Below are 14,551 nucleotides of genomic sequence, written 5' to 3' on the forward strand. Positions count from 1 at the left end.
ATTCCGGTATTATCCGGCTGGTGTTATTTAATTCTGCAACGCTAAATTAATATTAATTATTAATGGTTATCCATTGGCGAGTTTTAGATGAATGATAAATAGCATCGACTATCGCCAGTGATTTGCGGGCTTCATTAATATTGATATATTCTGTCTGACCTCCATGAGTAATCGCATGATAAAACTGACGAATAGCCTGCTGGTGGCCCAGGCCCCAGTAACTTTTGGCGTGACCGTCCGGTGAACCATCGCAGTCCAGCTTCAGGCGTCGGTCCGCCGTAACGCGCCACAGGGTATTATCCGTGAGCTGGAGCATGCCTTGCTCGCAATGGATCTCCAGCAGCAGCGGTGAATCGTGAGTGTTGCAGTTGCTGGCGTAAAACAGACCGCGAGCGCCGTTGGCAAAGTGCAGGGTCGCCATCGCGCTGTCTTCGGCTTCGGTGACGTCCGCCAGTTCACCGCTGTCCACCACGCCTTTCAATCGCGTCACGCCGCCGGCGAACCACTGCATCAGATCGAGGGTATGAATAGCCTGGTTGATCAGTAAACTGCCGCCTTCGCTGGCAAAACGCCCGCGCCACGGGCTTTCGCTGTAATAAGCCCTGGAGCGTGACCAGGTCAAAACCGCTTTAACGCTTAGCATTTTGCCAAGCGTATTTTTCGCCAGTTCATCGCGGATACGTAAACTGGTTGGATTAAGTCGGTTTTGATAGCACACACCCAGTAAGCCCAGGGCGGACGCCGCTGCGTTAGCGATGTCTGCCACCTCTGTGCAATTCAAACCCACCGGTTTTTCGCAAAACACATGTTTCCCGGCGGCCAGCGCGGCGGTAATCATGTTTTTGTGTTCGAAGTGAGGCGTGCAGATGTGGACGACGTCGATGTCATTATCCAGCAGCATTTCACGGTAATTCGGGTAATAGCGGCAGTTATAAGCCATCGCCTGTTGCAAACCGTTGGCGCTATCAATATCGACCAGCGCACGCAGCGTGACCCCCGGCAAAAGCCGGAGGGCGTTAACGTGACTGCGGTGAATAGCGCCCGCGCCGATGATGGCGGCATTTAGCGTTGTCATGTCACCTCCGGTTATGTGCGGGCATTCGCCAGCATTTGCGCCTTGACGCACAGTTCTGCGGCTTTAAAGGCATGGGCCTGTGTCATGGCGTTTTCCATGCGATTCAGACAATCGAGAATGAAGTCGCCGAAGAAAGGAAAACCGACTTTGCCCGCGACCGGGTAGCGGTATTCCCCGTCTTTATTCACCAGATACACCACGTCCTGTTCACCCCGGGTGATATCCACATACTTGCGGATCTCAATGTAACCTTCGGTACCCAGCAACGTCAGGCGTCCATCACCCCAGCTACTGAGCCCCTGCGGCGTGAACCAGTCGCAGCGGAAATAGCCGGTCGCCCCGTTGTCGCCCGCCAGCATGGCATCGCCAAAGTCTTCGAACAGCGGATACTGCGGATGATTGACGTTACGGACCTGGCTGGCGACGATATGCGCCTCGCTGTTGCCGGTATAAAACAGAAATTGTTCAATTTGATGGCTGCCGATGTCGCACAGAATGCCGCCAAAATAGCGTTTGTCATAAAACCAGTCCGGGCGCCCGTGGCCTTCGCGGTGCGGACCGGTGCCCAGGGTTTGCATCACGCGCCCAATTGCCCCTTGATGGACAAGCTGACCGGCATAAACGGCGCTTTCAACATGCAGACGCTCGCTGTAATAGACCGCGTATTTGCGCCCGGTTTTCGCCACCATCGCTTTGGCCTCTTCAAGCTGTGCGAGGGTGGTTAACGGAGCCTTGTCGGTGAAGTAGTCTTTACCGGCCGCCATGACCTTTAGCCCCAGCGGGCAGCGCTCGGAAGGAATTGCCGCCCCGGCAACCAGTCGGACCTCGCGATCGTTGAGGATTGTCTCGAGCGAATCGGCCACCTGCGCCTGCGGATACTGCTGCAGAAATTGATCGATTTTGTGCGGGTCGGGATCGTAAACCCATTTCAGCGTGGCGCCTGCTTCAATCAACCCGTTGCACATGCCGTAGATATGGCCATGATCGAGTGAGGACGCGGCAATGATAAACTCGCCAGGCTTCACGACCGGCTGAGGTTTTCCGGTAGGGGCGTAGTGCATTCCATCTTGCTTGTTCATTCTTTAGCTCCTGAATCTAAGTCTTTACCCAGAGGGATGGCGCCCACTTCCGTGAAATTGCTCACGGAGGCGGATTTCTCATAGAAATGCGGGGCGATTTCAATCAGGCCGCCGGTGCGATAAAACGCATCGGTGTGGTGAATAGGCAGCGTCACCACCGTGCGGGTGATGGCGGATTTATAGATAGCGGTAATCAACTCCAGCGAGCGCTTGCCCTGTTCGCCATCGACCAGGGGACGGATCTGTTGTTCGATGGCGTTGAGCAGGTTATCGATTTGCCCGGTGTGTAGCGTCCATTGCAGCGGTGGCGTAGCGCGAAAAAGTGTCTCCAGATGCTGTTCCAGTTCGCCGTTATTGTCAGTCTGCGGGAAACCGTTATCCGCCGACTGGCTGGCATGAACCTGCCACGGCGCGGAAATACGCGCTTTTTCGCCCTGAATGACAATCTTTTGATCTTCACCGTGATGCACCACGGAGGCGGTCAGTTGCGTCAGCGCCCTGTTCGGGTATTTGAAGATAGCCGCGCTAAGATCCTCGACTTCGGCGTTGTCATGGGCGACGTTGGTCATCATCGCCACGACTTCAGTTGGGAAACCCAGCATCCATTGAATGGCATCAATGTGGTGCACCGCGTGATTCAGCGTGCAGCCGCCGCCTTCTTTCTGCCACGTGCCGCGCCACCAGAGATCGTAATAGCAGTGTCCGCGCCACCAGAATGAATCCACCTGCGCATGGCAAATCTTGCCCGCCAGCCCGGAATCAACAACGGTTTTCAGCCGCCAGAAGGCATCGGTAAAGCGGTTTTGCGCAATGACCGATAAGGTTTTCCCACTGGCCTTTTGCGCGGCGATCATCGCATCGCACTCTTCAAGCGAGGCGGCCATCGGTTTTTCGCACAGCACATGTTTTCCGGCCTGCAGCGCATCAACGCTAATGGCTGCGTGCACGTACGGTGGCGTGCAGACATCCACCACATCGACCTCTATGTCCGCGTCCAGCATCGCCTGATGACTGCGGTAGACTCGCGCTTCGCTCAGGCCGTAGCGTGATTTCTTCTCTTCGGCTTTCTCTGGGTAGATATCAACCAGCGCGACAATCCGGCAACGATCGGCGAACTGTAAATACCCCTGAATGTGGTTGTGGGAGATATTCCCGGTACCGACAATGGCAATGTTGAGCATAATTTTCTCCTGCGCGTTACCAGCTACCGGAAGCGTCCAGCGTGCGGCTGGTCGTGGTTTTTTCTACTGAAGAGGCGATACGTTCCTGGAGCAACTGGAAGTAGCGCTGCTCATCGATCGGTAGCTCAACCCAGTCATCGGTCCAGGTAGAAAGGTGCATCGCATTGGAAAGCGTCAGGCCGCGAATGCCTTCCAGACCGGGAGCGATCAGCGGCTCGCCGTGCAGAATCGCGGCGGTGAAATTGCGGGTAATGACATAGTGCTCACTGCATTCTGGTTCGGTAGGGATGGTCACCTCCCAGCATTCAGGCTCACCAAAACCGTTTTGCCAGCGTGCGTTAAAGTCGGTTTCGGATTCCCGTAGTCTCCAGAAGCGCAGTCGGCCTTCTTCCACCACGACTTTTCCCCGACTGCCAACAATTTCCAGGCGATTTGTGCCGGGGGTTTCGGCGACGGTGGTGATAAACACGCCGGTCGCGCCGTTGGCGTATTCCGTGTAGGCCGTGACGTCATCTTCAACTTCAATCTGGCGGTGCTTGCCAAACTGGCAAAAGGCGCGCAAGCGTACCGGCATGCCGACCAGCCATTGCCATAAATCGAGTTGGTGTGGATCCTGATTAAGCAGCACGCCGCCGCCTTCACCTTTCCAGGTCGCGCGCCAGCCGCCGGAGTTGTAATAGCTCTGCGAACGATACCAGTTGGTAATGATCCAGTTAGAGCGACGCAGCTCGCCGAGTTCGCCGCTGTCGATCAGATCTTTAACTTTCTGATACAGCGGATTGGGGCGCTGGTTGTACATCATGCTGAACACCACATTACATTCGCGCGCGCAGGCGTTCATCTCTTGTACTTGCGCGGTATAGACCCCGGCAGGTTTTTCGCACAGCGTATGGATGCCAAGACGCATGGCCATCATCGATAAACCCGGATGGTCATAGTGCGGAGTGGCGACGATAACGGCGTCAATAAGCCCACTTTCCAGCATCTCACGCGCGTCGCTGAATAATGTCACCTCTTCACCGACCAGCCGTTGGATAGCCGCATGTTTATCAGGATTGTTATCACACACTGCGGTGAGCACTGCTTCGTGTACCGTTCCGGCCAGCAGGTAGCGCGCGTGGACGGTACCAATGTTGCCAACCCCAATAATGCCAAAGCGTATTTTTTTCATGTCGTGCCTTTTTCATGAGAAATAAGGGATATGCGGAACATAAGAAACGCCTGGAATATCGACAATGTGATTTTGTGAGAACGGTTGCAGGATGAAAAAGAAGTTCATCCAGTCATTGAAAAAGTGTTTTAGAGTCAATGAACTACGTTTGCAAAAAATTGCAAAGATTGATTGCGAGTGAGGTCACAGAATGTCTGGCAAGCTAAAAATGGACGAAATTGCCGCCCTGACGGGGTACTCGGTGAGTACGGTGTCGAGGGTGCTTAGCGGAAAGTCATATACCAGCGATAAAGCGCGTGAGGCGATTGTCAGCTGCGCACGCAGGCTGGGCGTTCTGGACTCGCTGTCCAGTGGACGACTGTTGATTAACGGGATTGCCGTTTTCGCTCCGTTGCGCACTTTCACCGCCCGTGGCGATGCGTTTTACCTCGAAGTCACGCGCGGAATTGCTGAGGCGATAGCGCCGCATGATGTGTATCTGAGTTACTGCGGGCTGGATGAGCAACGTGCGGACATCAAAGTCTTTCAGGAAAAGGCCAACAACAAGAATATCAATGCCATTATTCTTATCGGCATTGATGACCCGACCGTGCATAAACTGGCGCAACTGCTGGATAAACCCTGCGTGTTGATTAACTCGCAGGACAAAGAAGGGTTACTGGATGCGGTATCCCCCGATCATCGGGCGATTGGCAACCGTGCTGTGCAATATCTTTTTGAACAGGGGCATCGGCGTATTCTTCATGTCACCAGCCTGCGCCGGGAAACGATGTACTGGCGTCTGGAGGGCATCAAGGAGGTGTACCGACAATATCAGATACCGTTTGATACCGGGCGCGATCTGCTGGTGACGGAAGGGTTTTCTGAGGATGAATCAGAGCGGGCGATAGGCAACTGGCTACGTGAGACGCCGCGTGAAGCGTGGCCTGAGGTGATTTTCTGCGCCGGGGCGTCAATGTCGACGGGCATTCGGCGAATACTGGAAAACGTTGGCGTGGAGATACCCGGTGAGCTGTCGCTGATGACGACGGATGTTCAGGAACTGGATGCGCACATCGTTGCTGCGGTAACCAGTATCACTATTCCCTGTCGGGCGCTGGGCGTGGAAGCGGTGCATTTGCTGCAAAATCGTCTTAATCGCCCCTCAGCGCCAGTGTTTAACCTGTTGCTGAAGGGAAAGGTGACAGATCGGGGAACCGTGACCCACGCTACGCGACATGCCGCGCGGGTGACGGTAGCTCGTTAATTGTGGATTAACGTTCTGGCGGCAGGCAAACGCCGATGCCACCGATTCCACAGTAGCCATATGGATTTTTGTGCAGATACTGCTGGTGATCGTCCTCGGCATAGTAGAACGGGGTTGCCGTAGTGATTTCCGTTGTAATGGTGCGCTCGTCGCCTGCGGCGGTCATTGCTGCCTGAAAACGCTCAAGGCTTGCCTGTGCCGCGGCGGTTTGCTCCGGCGTTAACGGGTAAATGGCGGAGCGATACTGCGTACCCTGGTCGTTCCCCTGGCGCATGCCCTGCGCCGGGTCGTGATTTTCCCAGAACACCTGCAGCAGTTGTTCGTAGCTGATAACATGCGGGTCATAGACGATGCGTACCGCTTCGGCGTGCCCGGTATCGCCGGAACAGACTTCCCGATAGGTTGGGTTTGGGGTGTAGCCGCCGGTGTATCCGGCTGCGGTACTGTACACGCCGGGTAATGACCAGAATAAACGTTCAACGCCCCAGAAGCATCCCATGGCGAAATACGCTATTTCCATACCGTCGGGCACATTGGTCATCGAATGTTGGTTAACCGCATGCAGCGTTGCCACTGGCATCGGGGTGTTGCGTCCAGGTAGGGCATCTGCTTGAGTAACAAGATGCTTTCTATCAAATAAACTCATGGCCGTTCTCCCGAAATCAGTCATTTGGGTTAAGGTTGTAACGAGACGCGTCTTTGCCCACAATAAACGGCGTGAATACGTCTAGAGTTAAACATAAGAAATATTTGGGTTGTCGTCTGTTTTTCAACTCTTATTGTTGATTTTTTGTTAAGCCGAGGAACGGCATAGTATTTTTTTCCAGGGGTGGGAAAAAAGGATATTCAGGAGAAAATGTGCCACATATCCGTCAGTTATGTTGGGTGGGATTACTGTGCTTAAGTGGCTCCGCCGCCGCCGCGAATGTTCGCTTACAGGTCGAAGGTTTATCAGGACCGCTGGAGAAAAACGTCCGTGCGCAGCTGTCCACGATTCAAAGTGATGAAGTCACTCCAGACCGACGCTTTCGTGCGCGCGTTGATGATGCCATCCGCGAAGGGCTAAAAGCGCTGGGCTACTTTGAGCCAACCATTGATTTTGAACTGCGTCCGCCGCCGGCGAAAGGACGCCAGGTACTGATCGCCAAGGTGACTCCCGGCGAGCCGGTGCTGATTGGCGGCACCGAGGTGATTCTGCGCGGTGGCGCGCGTACGGATAAAGATTACCTGGATCTGCTGAAAACGCGCCCGGCAATCGGCACCGTACTGAATCAGGGGGACTATGACAATTTCAAAAAGTCACTCACCAGCGTGGCCCTGCGCAAAGGCTATTTCGACAGTGAATTTAATAAAAGCCAGCTTGGAATAGCGCTTGAGCGCCGCCAGGCGTTTTGGGATATCGATTACAACAGCGGCGAACGTTATCGCTTTGGGCATGTCACCTTTGAAGGTTCGCAAATTCGCGATGAGTACCTGCAAAATCTGGTGCCTTTTAAAGAAGGTGAAGAGTACGAGTCGAAAGATCTGGGCGAACTGAACCGTCGTCTGTCGGCGACCGGATGGTTTAATTCCGTGGTTGTCGCCCCGGAATTTGATAAAGCCCGCAAAACCAAAGTGCTGCCGCTAAAAGGCGTGGTCTCGCCACGAACTGAAAACACTATCGAAACCGGGGTCGGTTATTCAACTGACGTTGGGCCACGGGTGAAGACCTCGTGGAAAAAGCCGTGGATGAACTCCTACGGCCACAGCCTGACGACCAGCGCCAGTATCTCGGCGCCAGAGCAGGTTCTTGATTTCAGCTATAAAATGCCGCTGTTAAAGAACCCGCTGGAGCAATATTACCTGGTGCAGGGCGGCTTTAAGCGTACCGATCTAAACGACACCGAGCAGGACTCCACGACGCTTGCGGTTTCCCGCTACTGGGATCTCTCCAGCGGCTGGCAGCGCGCGATTAACCTGCGCTGGAGCCTCGACCACTTTACCCAGGGTAATGTCACCAACACCACCATGCTGCTCTATCCAGGCGTAATGATTAGCCGGACGCGTTCGCGCGGCGGTCTGATGCCTGTGTGGGGCGATTCCCAGCGTTATTCTATTGATTACTCCAACACTGCCTGGGGTTCAGACGTTGATTTCTCCGTCTTCCAGGCGCAAAACGTCTGGATCCGCACGCTGTACGACAGGCATCGCTTTGTGATGCGCGGCAACCTCGGCTGGATTGAAACCGGCGACTTCGACAAAGTGCCGCCGGATCTGCGTTTCTTCGCCGGGGGCGATCGCAGCATTCGCGGCTACAAATACAAATCTATTTCGCCTGAAGGCAGCGACGGCAAGCTGAAAGGGGCCTCGAAGCTGGCGACCGGTTCGCTGGAATATCAGTACAACGTGACCGGAAAATGGTGGGGCGCAATGTTTGTTGATAGCGGCGAAGCGGTCAGCGATATCCGCAAAAGTGATTTCAAAACCGGTGCCGGGGTCGGTGTACGCTGGCAATCGCCGGTCGGTCCCATCAAGCTCGACTTTGCCGTTCCTGTCGGCGACAAAGATGAACATGGTTTACAGTTTTACATCGGTCTGGGGCCTGAATTATGAGTTTATGGAAGAAGATAAGCCTCGGCGTGCTGATTTTTATCCTGCTGCTGTTAGGCACGGTGGCGTTCCTTGTCGGCACTACTTCGGGCCTGCATCTGATCTTCAAAGCGGCAAATCGTTGGGTACCGGGGCTGGAGATTGGTCAGGTTACCGGCGGCTGGCGGGATCTATCGCTTAAAAATATTCGTTATGACCAGCCTGGCGTGGCGGTGAATGCCGGCGAAGTGCATCTGGCCGTCGGGCTTAACTGCCTGTGGGACAGCAGCCTGTGCGTCAACGATCTGGCGCTGAAAAACATCAACGTGGCGATCGACAGCAAAAAGATGCCGCCATCTGCGCCGGTTGAAGAAGAAGAGAGCGGTCCGCTCAACCTTTCCACGCCTTACCCAATTACGCTTTCGCGCGTGGCGCTTAACAACATCAACATCAAAATCGATGACACCACGGTTTCGGTGCTGGATTTTACCTCCGGCCTGAACTGGCAGGAGAAAACGCTGACCCTGAAGCCAACGTCATTACAGGGGCTGCTGATTGCTCTGCCTAAAGTGGCGGAAGTGGCGCAGGAAGAGGTCGTCGAACCGAAGATTCAAAATCCGCAGCCGGATGAAAAACCGCTCGGCGAAACGCTAAAAGATCTGTTCTCAAAGCCGGTGCTGCCGGAAATGACCGATGTCCATCTGCCGCTCAATCTCAACATTGAAGAGTTTCGCGGTGAGCAGCTACGCGTGACCGGAGATACGGATTTAACGGTACATAACATGCTGCTGAAAGTGAGCAGCATTGACGGCAATATGAAGCTCGATGCACTGGATATCGACTCGAATCAGGGCACCGTTAACGCCAGCGGCACGGCGCAGCTCACCGACACATGGCCGGTCGATATTACGTTAAACAGCACGCTCAACATCGACCCGTTGAAAGGTGAAAAGGTGAAGCTGAAGGTCGGCGGCGCGCTGCGTGAACAGCTGGAAGTCGGCGTCAATCTGTCTGGTCCGGTGGATATGGACCTGCGGGCGCAGACGCGTCTGGCAGAAGCCGGATTACCGCTCAACCTTGAGGTGGTGAGTAAGCAGGTTTACTGGCCGTTTACCGGTGACAAACAGTTCCAGGCTGATGACATCAAGCTCAAACTAACCGGCAAGATGACCGACTATACGCTGTCGATGCGTACCGCCGTGAAAGGGCAGGATATTCCACCGGCTACCATTACGCTGGACGCCAAAGGCAACGAACAGCAGATCAATCTCGACAAACTCAGCATTGCGGCGCTGGAAGGGAAAACCGAGCTGAAAGCGCTGGTGGACTGGCAGCAGGCGATCAGCTGGCGCGGGGAGCTTACGCTGGATGGTATCAACACCGCGAAAGCGATCCCGGACTGGCCGTCAAAGCTGAATGGTCTGGTGAAAACGCGCGGCAGTCTGTACGGCGGAAGCTGGCAGATGGAGGTTCCGGAGCTGAAGCTGACCGGCAACGTGAAGCAGAACAAGGTCAATGTAAACGGCTCGCTGAAGGGGAACAGCTACCTGCAGTGGACGATCCCTGGCCTGCATCTGGAGCTGGGACGCAACAGTGCTGACGTGAAAGGGGAACTGGGGGTTAAGGACCTCAATCTCGACGCGACGATTGATGCCCCAAGTCTGGATAACGCGCTGCCGGGACTGGGCGGTACGGCGAAAGGGCTGGTAAAAGTTCGCGGTACGGTTGAAGCGCCACAGCTGCTGGCGGATATCACCGCCCGCGGTCTGCGTTGGCAAGAGCTTTCCGTCGCTCAGGTACGTGTTGAAGGCGACGTGAAATCGGCCGAGCAAATCGCGGGTAATCTCAACGTTCGCGTAGAGCGGATTGTACAACCTGACGTGAATATTGGTTTGGTGACGCTCAACGCCAAAGGCAGTGAAAAGCAGCATGAGCTGCAGTTGCGCATTCAGGGTGAACCGGTTTCCGGTCAACTCGACCTTGCCGGGAGCTTTGATCGCAAAGAACAGCGCTGGAAAGGAGAGTTAAGCAATACCCGCTTCCAGACGCCGGTCGGTCCGTGGTCGCTCAATCGTGCTATCGCGTTGGATTACCGCAATCAGGAACAGAAAATCAGCATTGGGCCGCACTGCTGGAACAACCCGAATGCGGAACTGTGCGTACCACAAACCATTGATGCCGGTGCATCGGGACGCGCGGTGGTGAACCTTAACCGTTTCGATCTGGCGATGTTAAAACCGTTCATGCCGGATACGACCCAGGCCAGCGGCGTGTTCACCGGCAAAGCGGATGTGAGCTGGGACACCACCAAAGAGGGGCTGCCACAGGGGCAGGTCACGCTTTCCGGACGTAACGTGAAGGTCACGCAAAGCGTGAACGATGCGCCGCTGCCAGTGGCGTTTGAAACGCTGAATCTGACCGCCGACCTGCACAATAACCGTGCCGAGTTGGGCTGGCTGATTCGTCTAACCAACAACGGGCAGTTTGACGGACAGGTGCAGGTGACGGATCCACAAGGACGTCGTAATCTGGGCGGTAACGTCAATATTCGCAACTTCAATCTGGCGATGGTGAACCCCATCTTCTCGCGCGGTGAAAAAGCGGCAGGGATGATCAACGCCAACCTGCGGCTGGGCGGCGATGTGCAAAGTCCGCAGTTGCTCGGACAGCTGCAACTGAGCGGTCTGGATATTGACGGTAACTTTATGCCGTTTGACATGCAGCCAAGCCAGTTAGCCGTTAACTTCACCGGAACACGTTCAACGCTGGCGGGCGTGGTGCGTACGCAGCAGGGAGAAATCAACCTGAGCGGTGACGCCGACTGGAGTCAGATAGACAACTGGCGGGCGCGCGTCGCGGCTAAAGGCAGCAGGGTACGTATTACCGTGCCGCCGATGGTCCGCCTGGACGTATCGCCTGACGTGGTTTTTGAAGCCACGCCGAGCTTGTTTACCCTCGACGGCAACGTGGATGTGCCGTGGGCGCGAATCGTGGTACACGACCTGCCGGAAAGCGCGGTCGGGGTTTCCAGCGATATGGTCATGCTTAACAACAATCTGCAGCCGGAAAAACCGCAGACCGCCGGTATTCCGATCAACAGCAACCTGAACATCCATGTTGGTAACAACGTGCGTCTTGACGCTTTTGGACTGAAAGCGCGCCTGACGGGCGATCTGAAGGTGGTACAGGATAAGCAGGGGCTGGGGCTGAACGGACAGATTAATATTCCGAGCGGGCGTTTCCATGCCTATGGTCAGGATCTGATTGTGCGTAAGGGCGAGCTGTTGTTCTCCGGTCCGCCGGATCAACCGCTGCTCAATATCGAAGCAATTCGAAACCCGGATGCCACAGAAGACGACGTGATAGCCGGTGTTCGTGTCACCGGTACTGCCGATGAACCGAAGGCGGAGATCTTCTCCGACCCGGCAATGTCGCAGCAAATGGCGCTTTCCTACCTGCTACGCGGACAAGGACTCGATAGCGAACAGAGCGACAGCGCGGCGATGACCTCAATGCTTATTGGTCTGGGGGTTGCACAAAGTGGTCAGGTTGTGGGTAAAATCGGGGAGACATTTGGCGTAAGCAATCTGGCACTGGACACGCAAGGGGTGGGCGACTCATCTCAGGTGGTTGTCAGCGGATACGTACTGCCAGGTCTGCAGGTGAAATATGGTGTGGGTATATTTGACTCCTTAGCGACACTCACGCTACGTTATCGTCTGATGCCTAAGCTATATCTGGAAGCAGTGTCTGGCGTAGATCAGGCACTTGATTTGCTCTATCAGTTCGAGTTTTAGCAATGCGAATATTTGTCTACGGCAGTTTACGAACCAAACAAGGCAACAGCCACTGGATGACCAATGCCCTGTTGCTGGGAAATTTCAGTATCGACAACTACCAGTTGTACAGCCTGGGCCACTATCCAGGCGCCGTTCCGGGAAATGGAACAGTACACGGGGAAGTTTATCGTATTGATAACGCCACGCTGGCAGAGCTTGACGCTCTGCGTACCCGCGGCGGTGAATACGCACGCCAGTTAATTCAAACGCCGTACGGAAGTGCATGGATGTACGTGTACCAACGTCCGGTTGATGGCTTAACGCTGATTGAAAGCGGTAACTGGTTAGATAGAGACCAGTACTGATATGAACACGCCACCCTCGGGTGGCGTTGTTTATTCAGGATTTAAAACTCCACGCGCGCGCCGAGGTTATAGCGGCGGCCTTCCACCTGCGCGGACTCATTCCACGCGGTCGTCAGTTTCGGATCCTCATCCAGCACGTTGTAGACCCCTGCCATCAGCTGCGTATACTTATTGAGCTTATAACGTACGCCTACGTCGACCATCGTGTAGTCATCGTACTTATAGTTATTGCCGCTGTTGCGGTTACTGCTGCGATAATTCACCGTACTCCATACGTCCAGGCTCTGCGTTGCCGCCCAGTTCAGCGACAGGTTCGCCATATGGCGCGGATAATCGTTGAGCGCGTAGCCTTTGTTCACGCCGCTTTTCTGTTCGCTGTGGTTCCAGGTGTAGTTAGCATTGGCTTTTACATCGGCGCTAATCTGCCAGTCGGCATTAAGTTCTATACCGTACACGTCCGCCTTGCTGACGTTGAAGTATTTACTGACGGAATCGGCTTTGTAGCCATTCACGGAGCACTGATTCGTCGACGTGGTTTCGCAAATGGTTTGTTCAGCAATTTTGTCTTTGAACTGGGTGTAGAAGACGGTGCTATCCAGTGACAGCGCATTCCCCGTCCAGTAGAGGCCCAGCTCAGAGTTAACACTTTGTTCTGGTTTCAGATCGTCATTACCGACGGTCAGGAAGGGATAAGGTACGGTCGAACCGTATGGGGTGACAAAATCGCTGGATGTCGCACGCAGCTCTGGTTTTTTATAGCCTGCGGAAACGCCGCCTTTCAACGCCCAGTCATTGCTGAAGGCCCAGTTACCGTACATTTTCGGCGTGATATGCGTGCCAAAGTTATCATCCTGATCCATACGGGCTGAAGTGGTCAGGATGAAATCGTCAATGCTCCAGCCGTCTTCAGCAAACAATGCCCAACCGTTACGGCTGATTTTGGTCACGGGCTCAGATCCGGGCAGCGTTTTGTTGGCCACATCAAAGCGGTCATTCAGCTCTTCACGGGTAAAATTCGCCCCAACCGTCAGTTTATGGTTGTCGAGTGTGAAGGTGGTTTGCGAATTGGCGACGTAGTTCTCCATCTGCACATACTGCGGCGACTGTCCGTCATAAACGTACTTCGAACGGCCTTTTTCATAATTTATGTAGTTGGTCGTCGCGATGGTGTCGTCGGCATACCAGCCAGTATGCGTCAGGGTGGCGGCATTACGATCGAACAGCCATGACCACGGCGCGCCGCGTTTCTGAGTACGGTTTTTCTCCTGCTCACCGGTGACCACGTTGAGATCGAACAGGTTATTTTCGCTGGCGGCCAGGCCCAGCGTCATATCAACGGATTTACGGTTGTGTTTGCCGAAATAGTTATTGCGATCGTCATCGCGACGGTCGAGCCCGTCGGCCGCCACGCTAAGGCCCAGAACATCGGGCACAATCGGCCCCATGGTAAACAGGTTTATCTGGCTGGTATTGCCCAAATACTGGTGTTCCTGAAGCCAGGTATTGGCGGCGATTGCCGTCGTCCACTCTTTTGCGCCGTACGGCTTTTTGGTGATAACGTTGACCACACCGCCGATGGCATCTGAGCCGTACAGCGAGGACATTGGCCCGCGGATAACTTCGATACGTTCAATGGCCTCCATTGGCGGTAAGAAGTTAGCTTCAGTACCAATATCATGTCCGTAAGGGCGAGATTCACCGGTATTTTGTTTGACGCTGTTGACCATAAAAGCGGTATAGGACGGGTCCATGCCGCGGATCATAATGCTGCCAGCGTTCATGCCGCTGCTGTTAGTCACCGAAACGCCAGGAAGGTTTTTAATCGCTTCACCGACGTTACGGTCCGGCTGAATATCCAGCGTTTTACGATCGATAACTGAAATGGTGGCCGGCGCCTCGCGCTTTTGCTGCGAGAACCCGGATGCGGTGATCACCATTTCATCTTCACTATTGCGTGAGGTTTCGGTGAGTTCTTCTGCCTGAGTAGGGAAAATAACACCGCCGGAGAATGCAACGATCCCTGTCAGCGTAATAAGTTGACGCGTTTTCATAATATAAGACACCTGAAAAGTAAAAAAATAAAAGCA

General features: G+C 54.5%; 10 protein-coding genes. 4 read left to right on the plus strand and 6 right to left on the minus strand.

What is annotated here, in order from left to right:
• Positions 1-52: 52 nt before the first annotated feature.
• Genes E1B03_RS03650 through E1B03_RS03665 form a run of 4 tightly spaced genes read right to left on the minus strand, consistent with a single transcriptional unit; the run spans position 53 to position 4,506 of the window.
• Positions 53-1,075: a Gfo/Idh/MocA family protein gene (locus E1B03_RS03650; RefSeq protein ID WP_103768616.1), complete on the minus strand. Its 1,023-nt coding sequence runs from the start codon at positions 1,073-1,075 to the stop codon at positions 53-55.
• A gap of 11 nt (positions 1,076-1,086) precedes the next feature.
• Positions 1,087-2,154, minus strand: a complete 1,068-nt coding sequence (locus tag E1B03_RS03655) for a Gfo/Idh/MocA family protein (RefSeq protein WP_133085688.1) — start codon at positions 2,152-2,154, stop codon at positions 1,087-1,089.
• On the minus strand, positions 2,151-3,335 hold the full coding sequence (locus tag E1B03_RS03660; RefSeq protein ID WP_133085689.1) for a Gfo/Idh/MocA family protein: 1,185 nt from the start codon (positions 3,333-3,335) through the stop codon (positions 2,151-2,153). The genes E1B03_RS03655 and E1B03_RS03660 overlap by 4 nt, the downstream gene beginning before the upstream one ends.
• Before the next feature lie 16 nt (positions 3,336-3,351).
• Positions 3,352-4,506, minus strand: coding sequence for a Gfo/Idh/MocA family protein (locus E1B03_RS03665; protein ID WP_133085690.1), 1,155 nt, complete (start codon positions 4,504-4,506; stop codon positions 3,352-3,354).
• Between the two features lie 190 nt (positions 4,507-4,696).
• On the opposite strand from E1B03_RS03665, the gene E1B03_RS03670 reads away from it, so the two are divergent.
• Positions 4,697-5,752, plus strand: a complete 1,056-nt coding sequence (locus tag E1B03_RS03670) for a LacI family DNA-binding transcriptional regulator (RefSeq protein WP_103768612.1) — start codon at positions 4,697-4,699, stop codon at positions 5,750-5,752.
• A gap of 7 nt (positions 5,753-5,759) precedes the next feature.
• Here the strand turns inward: E1B03_RS03670 and msrA are convergent, their stop codons facing one another.
• Entirely contained in the window at positions 5,760-6,398 is a 639-nt protein-coding gene (gene msrA / locus E1B03_RS03675) for a peptide-methionine (S)-S-oxide reductase MsrA (RefSeq protein WP_103768611.1), read from the minus strand.
• Positions 6,399-6,610: 212 nt separating this feature from the next.
• On the opposite strand from msrA, the gene tamA reads away from it, so the two are divergent.
• Genes tamA through E1B03_RS03690 form a run of 3 tightly spaced genes read left to right on the plus strand, consistent with a single transcriptional unit; the run spans position 6,611 to position 12,464 of the window.
• Positions 6,611-8,344 carry an autotransporter assembly complex protein TamA gene (gene tamA / locus E1B03_RS03680; RefSeq protein ID WP_042312760.1) on the plus strand — a complete coding sequence of 578 codons (1,734 nt, stop codon included), beginning with the start codon at positions 6,611-6,613 and terminating at the stop codon, positions 8,342-8,344.
• Entirely contained in the window at positions 8,341-12,117 is a 3,777-nt protein-coding gene (gene tamB, locus E1B03_RS03685) for an autotransporter assembly complex protein TamB (RefSeq protein WP_133085691.1), read from the plus strand. Before tamA ends, tamB begins: the two co-directional genes overlap by 4 nt.
• A 2-nt stretch (positions 12,118-12,119) precedes the next feature.
• Positions 12,120-12,464, plus strand: a complete 345-nt coding sequence (locus tag E1B03_RS03690; RefSeq protein WP_003025723.1) for a gamma-glutamylcyclotransferase family protein — start codon at positions 12,120-12,122, stop codon at positions 12,462-12,464.
• Between the two features lie 41 nt (positions 12,465-12,505).
• Here E1B03_RS03690 and E1B03_RS03695 read toward each other — a convergent pair whose 3' ends face one another.
• Positions 12,506-14,515: a TonB-dependent receptor domain-containing protein gene (locus tag E1B03_RS03695; RefSeq protein WP_133085692.1), complete on the minus strand. Its 2,010-nt coding sequence runs from the start codon at positions 14,513-14,515 to the stop codon at positions 12,506-12,508.
• Between the last annotated feature and the right edge of the window lie 36 nt (positions 14,516-14,551).

Source organism: Citrobacter arsenatis (genome assembly GCF_004353845.1).
GTDB lineage: Bacteria > Pseudomonadota > Gammaproteobacteria > Enterobacterales > Enterobacteriaceae > Citrobacter > Citrobacter arsenatis.

What these genes read in the sequence shown, in the direction of transcription:
- E1B03_RS03650 (WP_103768616.1), bottom strand. Translation starts at nt 1,075, where the DNA reads ATGACAACGCTAAATGCCGCCATCATCGGCGCGGGCGCTATTCACCGC.
- E1B03_RS03655 (WP_133085688.1), bottom strand. Translation starts at nt 2,154, where the DNA reads ATGAACAAGCAAGATGGAATGCACTACGCCCCTACCGGAAAACCTCAG.
- E1B03_RS03660 (WP_133085689.1), bottom strand. Translation starts at nt 3,335, where the DNA reads ATGCTCAACATTGCCATTGTCGGTACCGGGAATATCTCCCACAACCAC.
- E1B03_RS03665 (WP_133085690.1), bottom strand. Translation starts at nt 4,506, where the DNA reads ATGAAAAAAATACGCTTTGGCATTATTGGGGTTGGCAACATTGGTACC.
- E1B03_RS03670 (WP_103768612.1), top strand. Translation starts at nt 4,697, where the DNA reads ATGTCTGGCAAGCTAAAAATGGACGAAATTGCCGCCCTGACGGGGTAC.
- msrA (WP_103768611.1), bottom strand. Translation starts at nt 6,398, where the DNA reads ATGAGTTTATTTGATAGAAAGCATCTTGTTACTCAAGCAGATGCCCTA.
- tamB (WP_133085691.1), top strand. Translation starts at nt 8,341, where the DNA reads ATGAGTTTATGGAAGAAGATAAGCCTCGGCGTGCTGATTTTTATCCTG.
- E1B03_RS03690 (WP_003025723.1), top strand. Translation starts at nt 12,120, where the DNA reads ATGCGAATATTTGTCTACGGCAGTTTACGAACCAAACAAGGCAACAGC.
- E1B03_RS03695 (WP_133085692.1), bottom strand. Translation starts at nt 14,515, where the DNA reads ATGAAAACGCGTCAACTTATTACGCTGACAGGGATCGTTGCATTCTCC.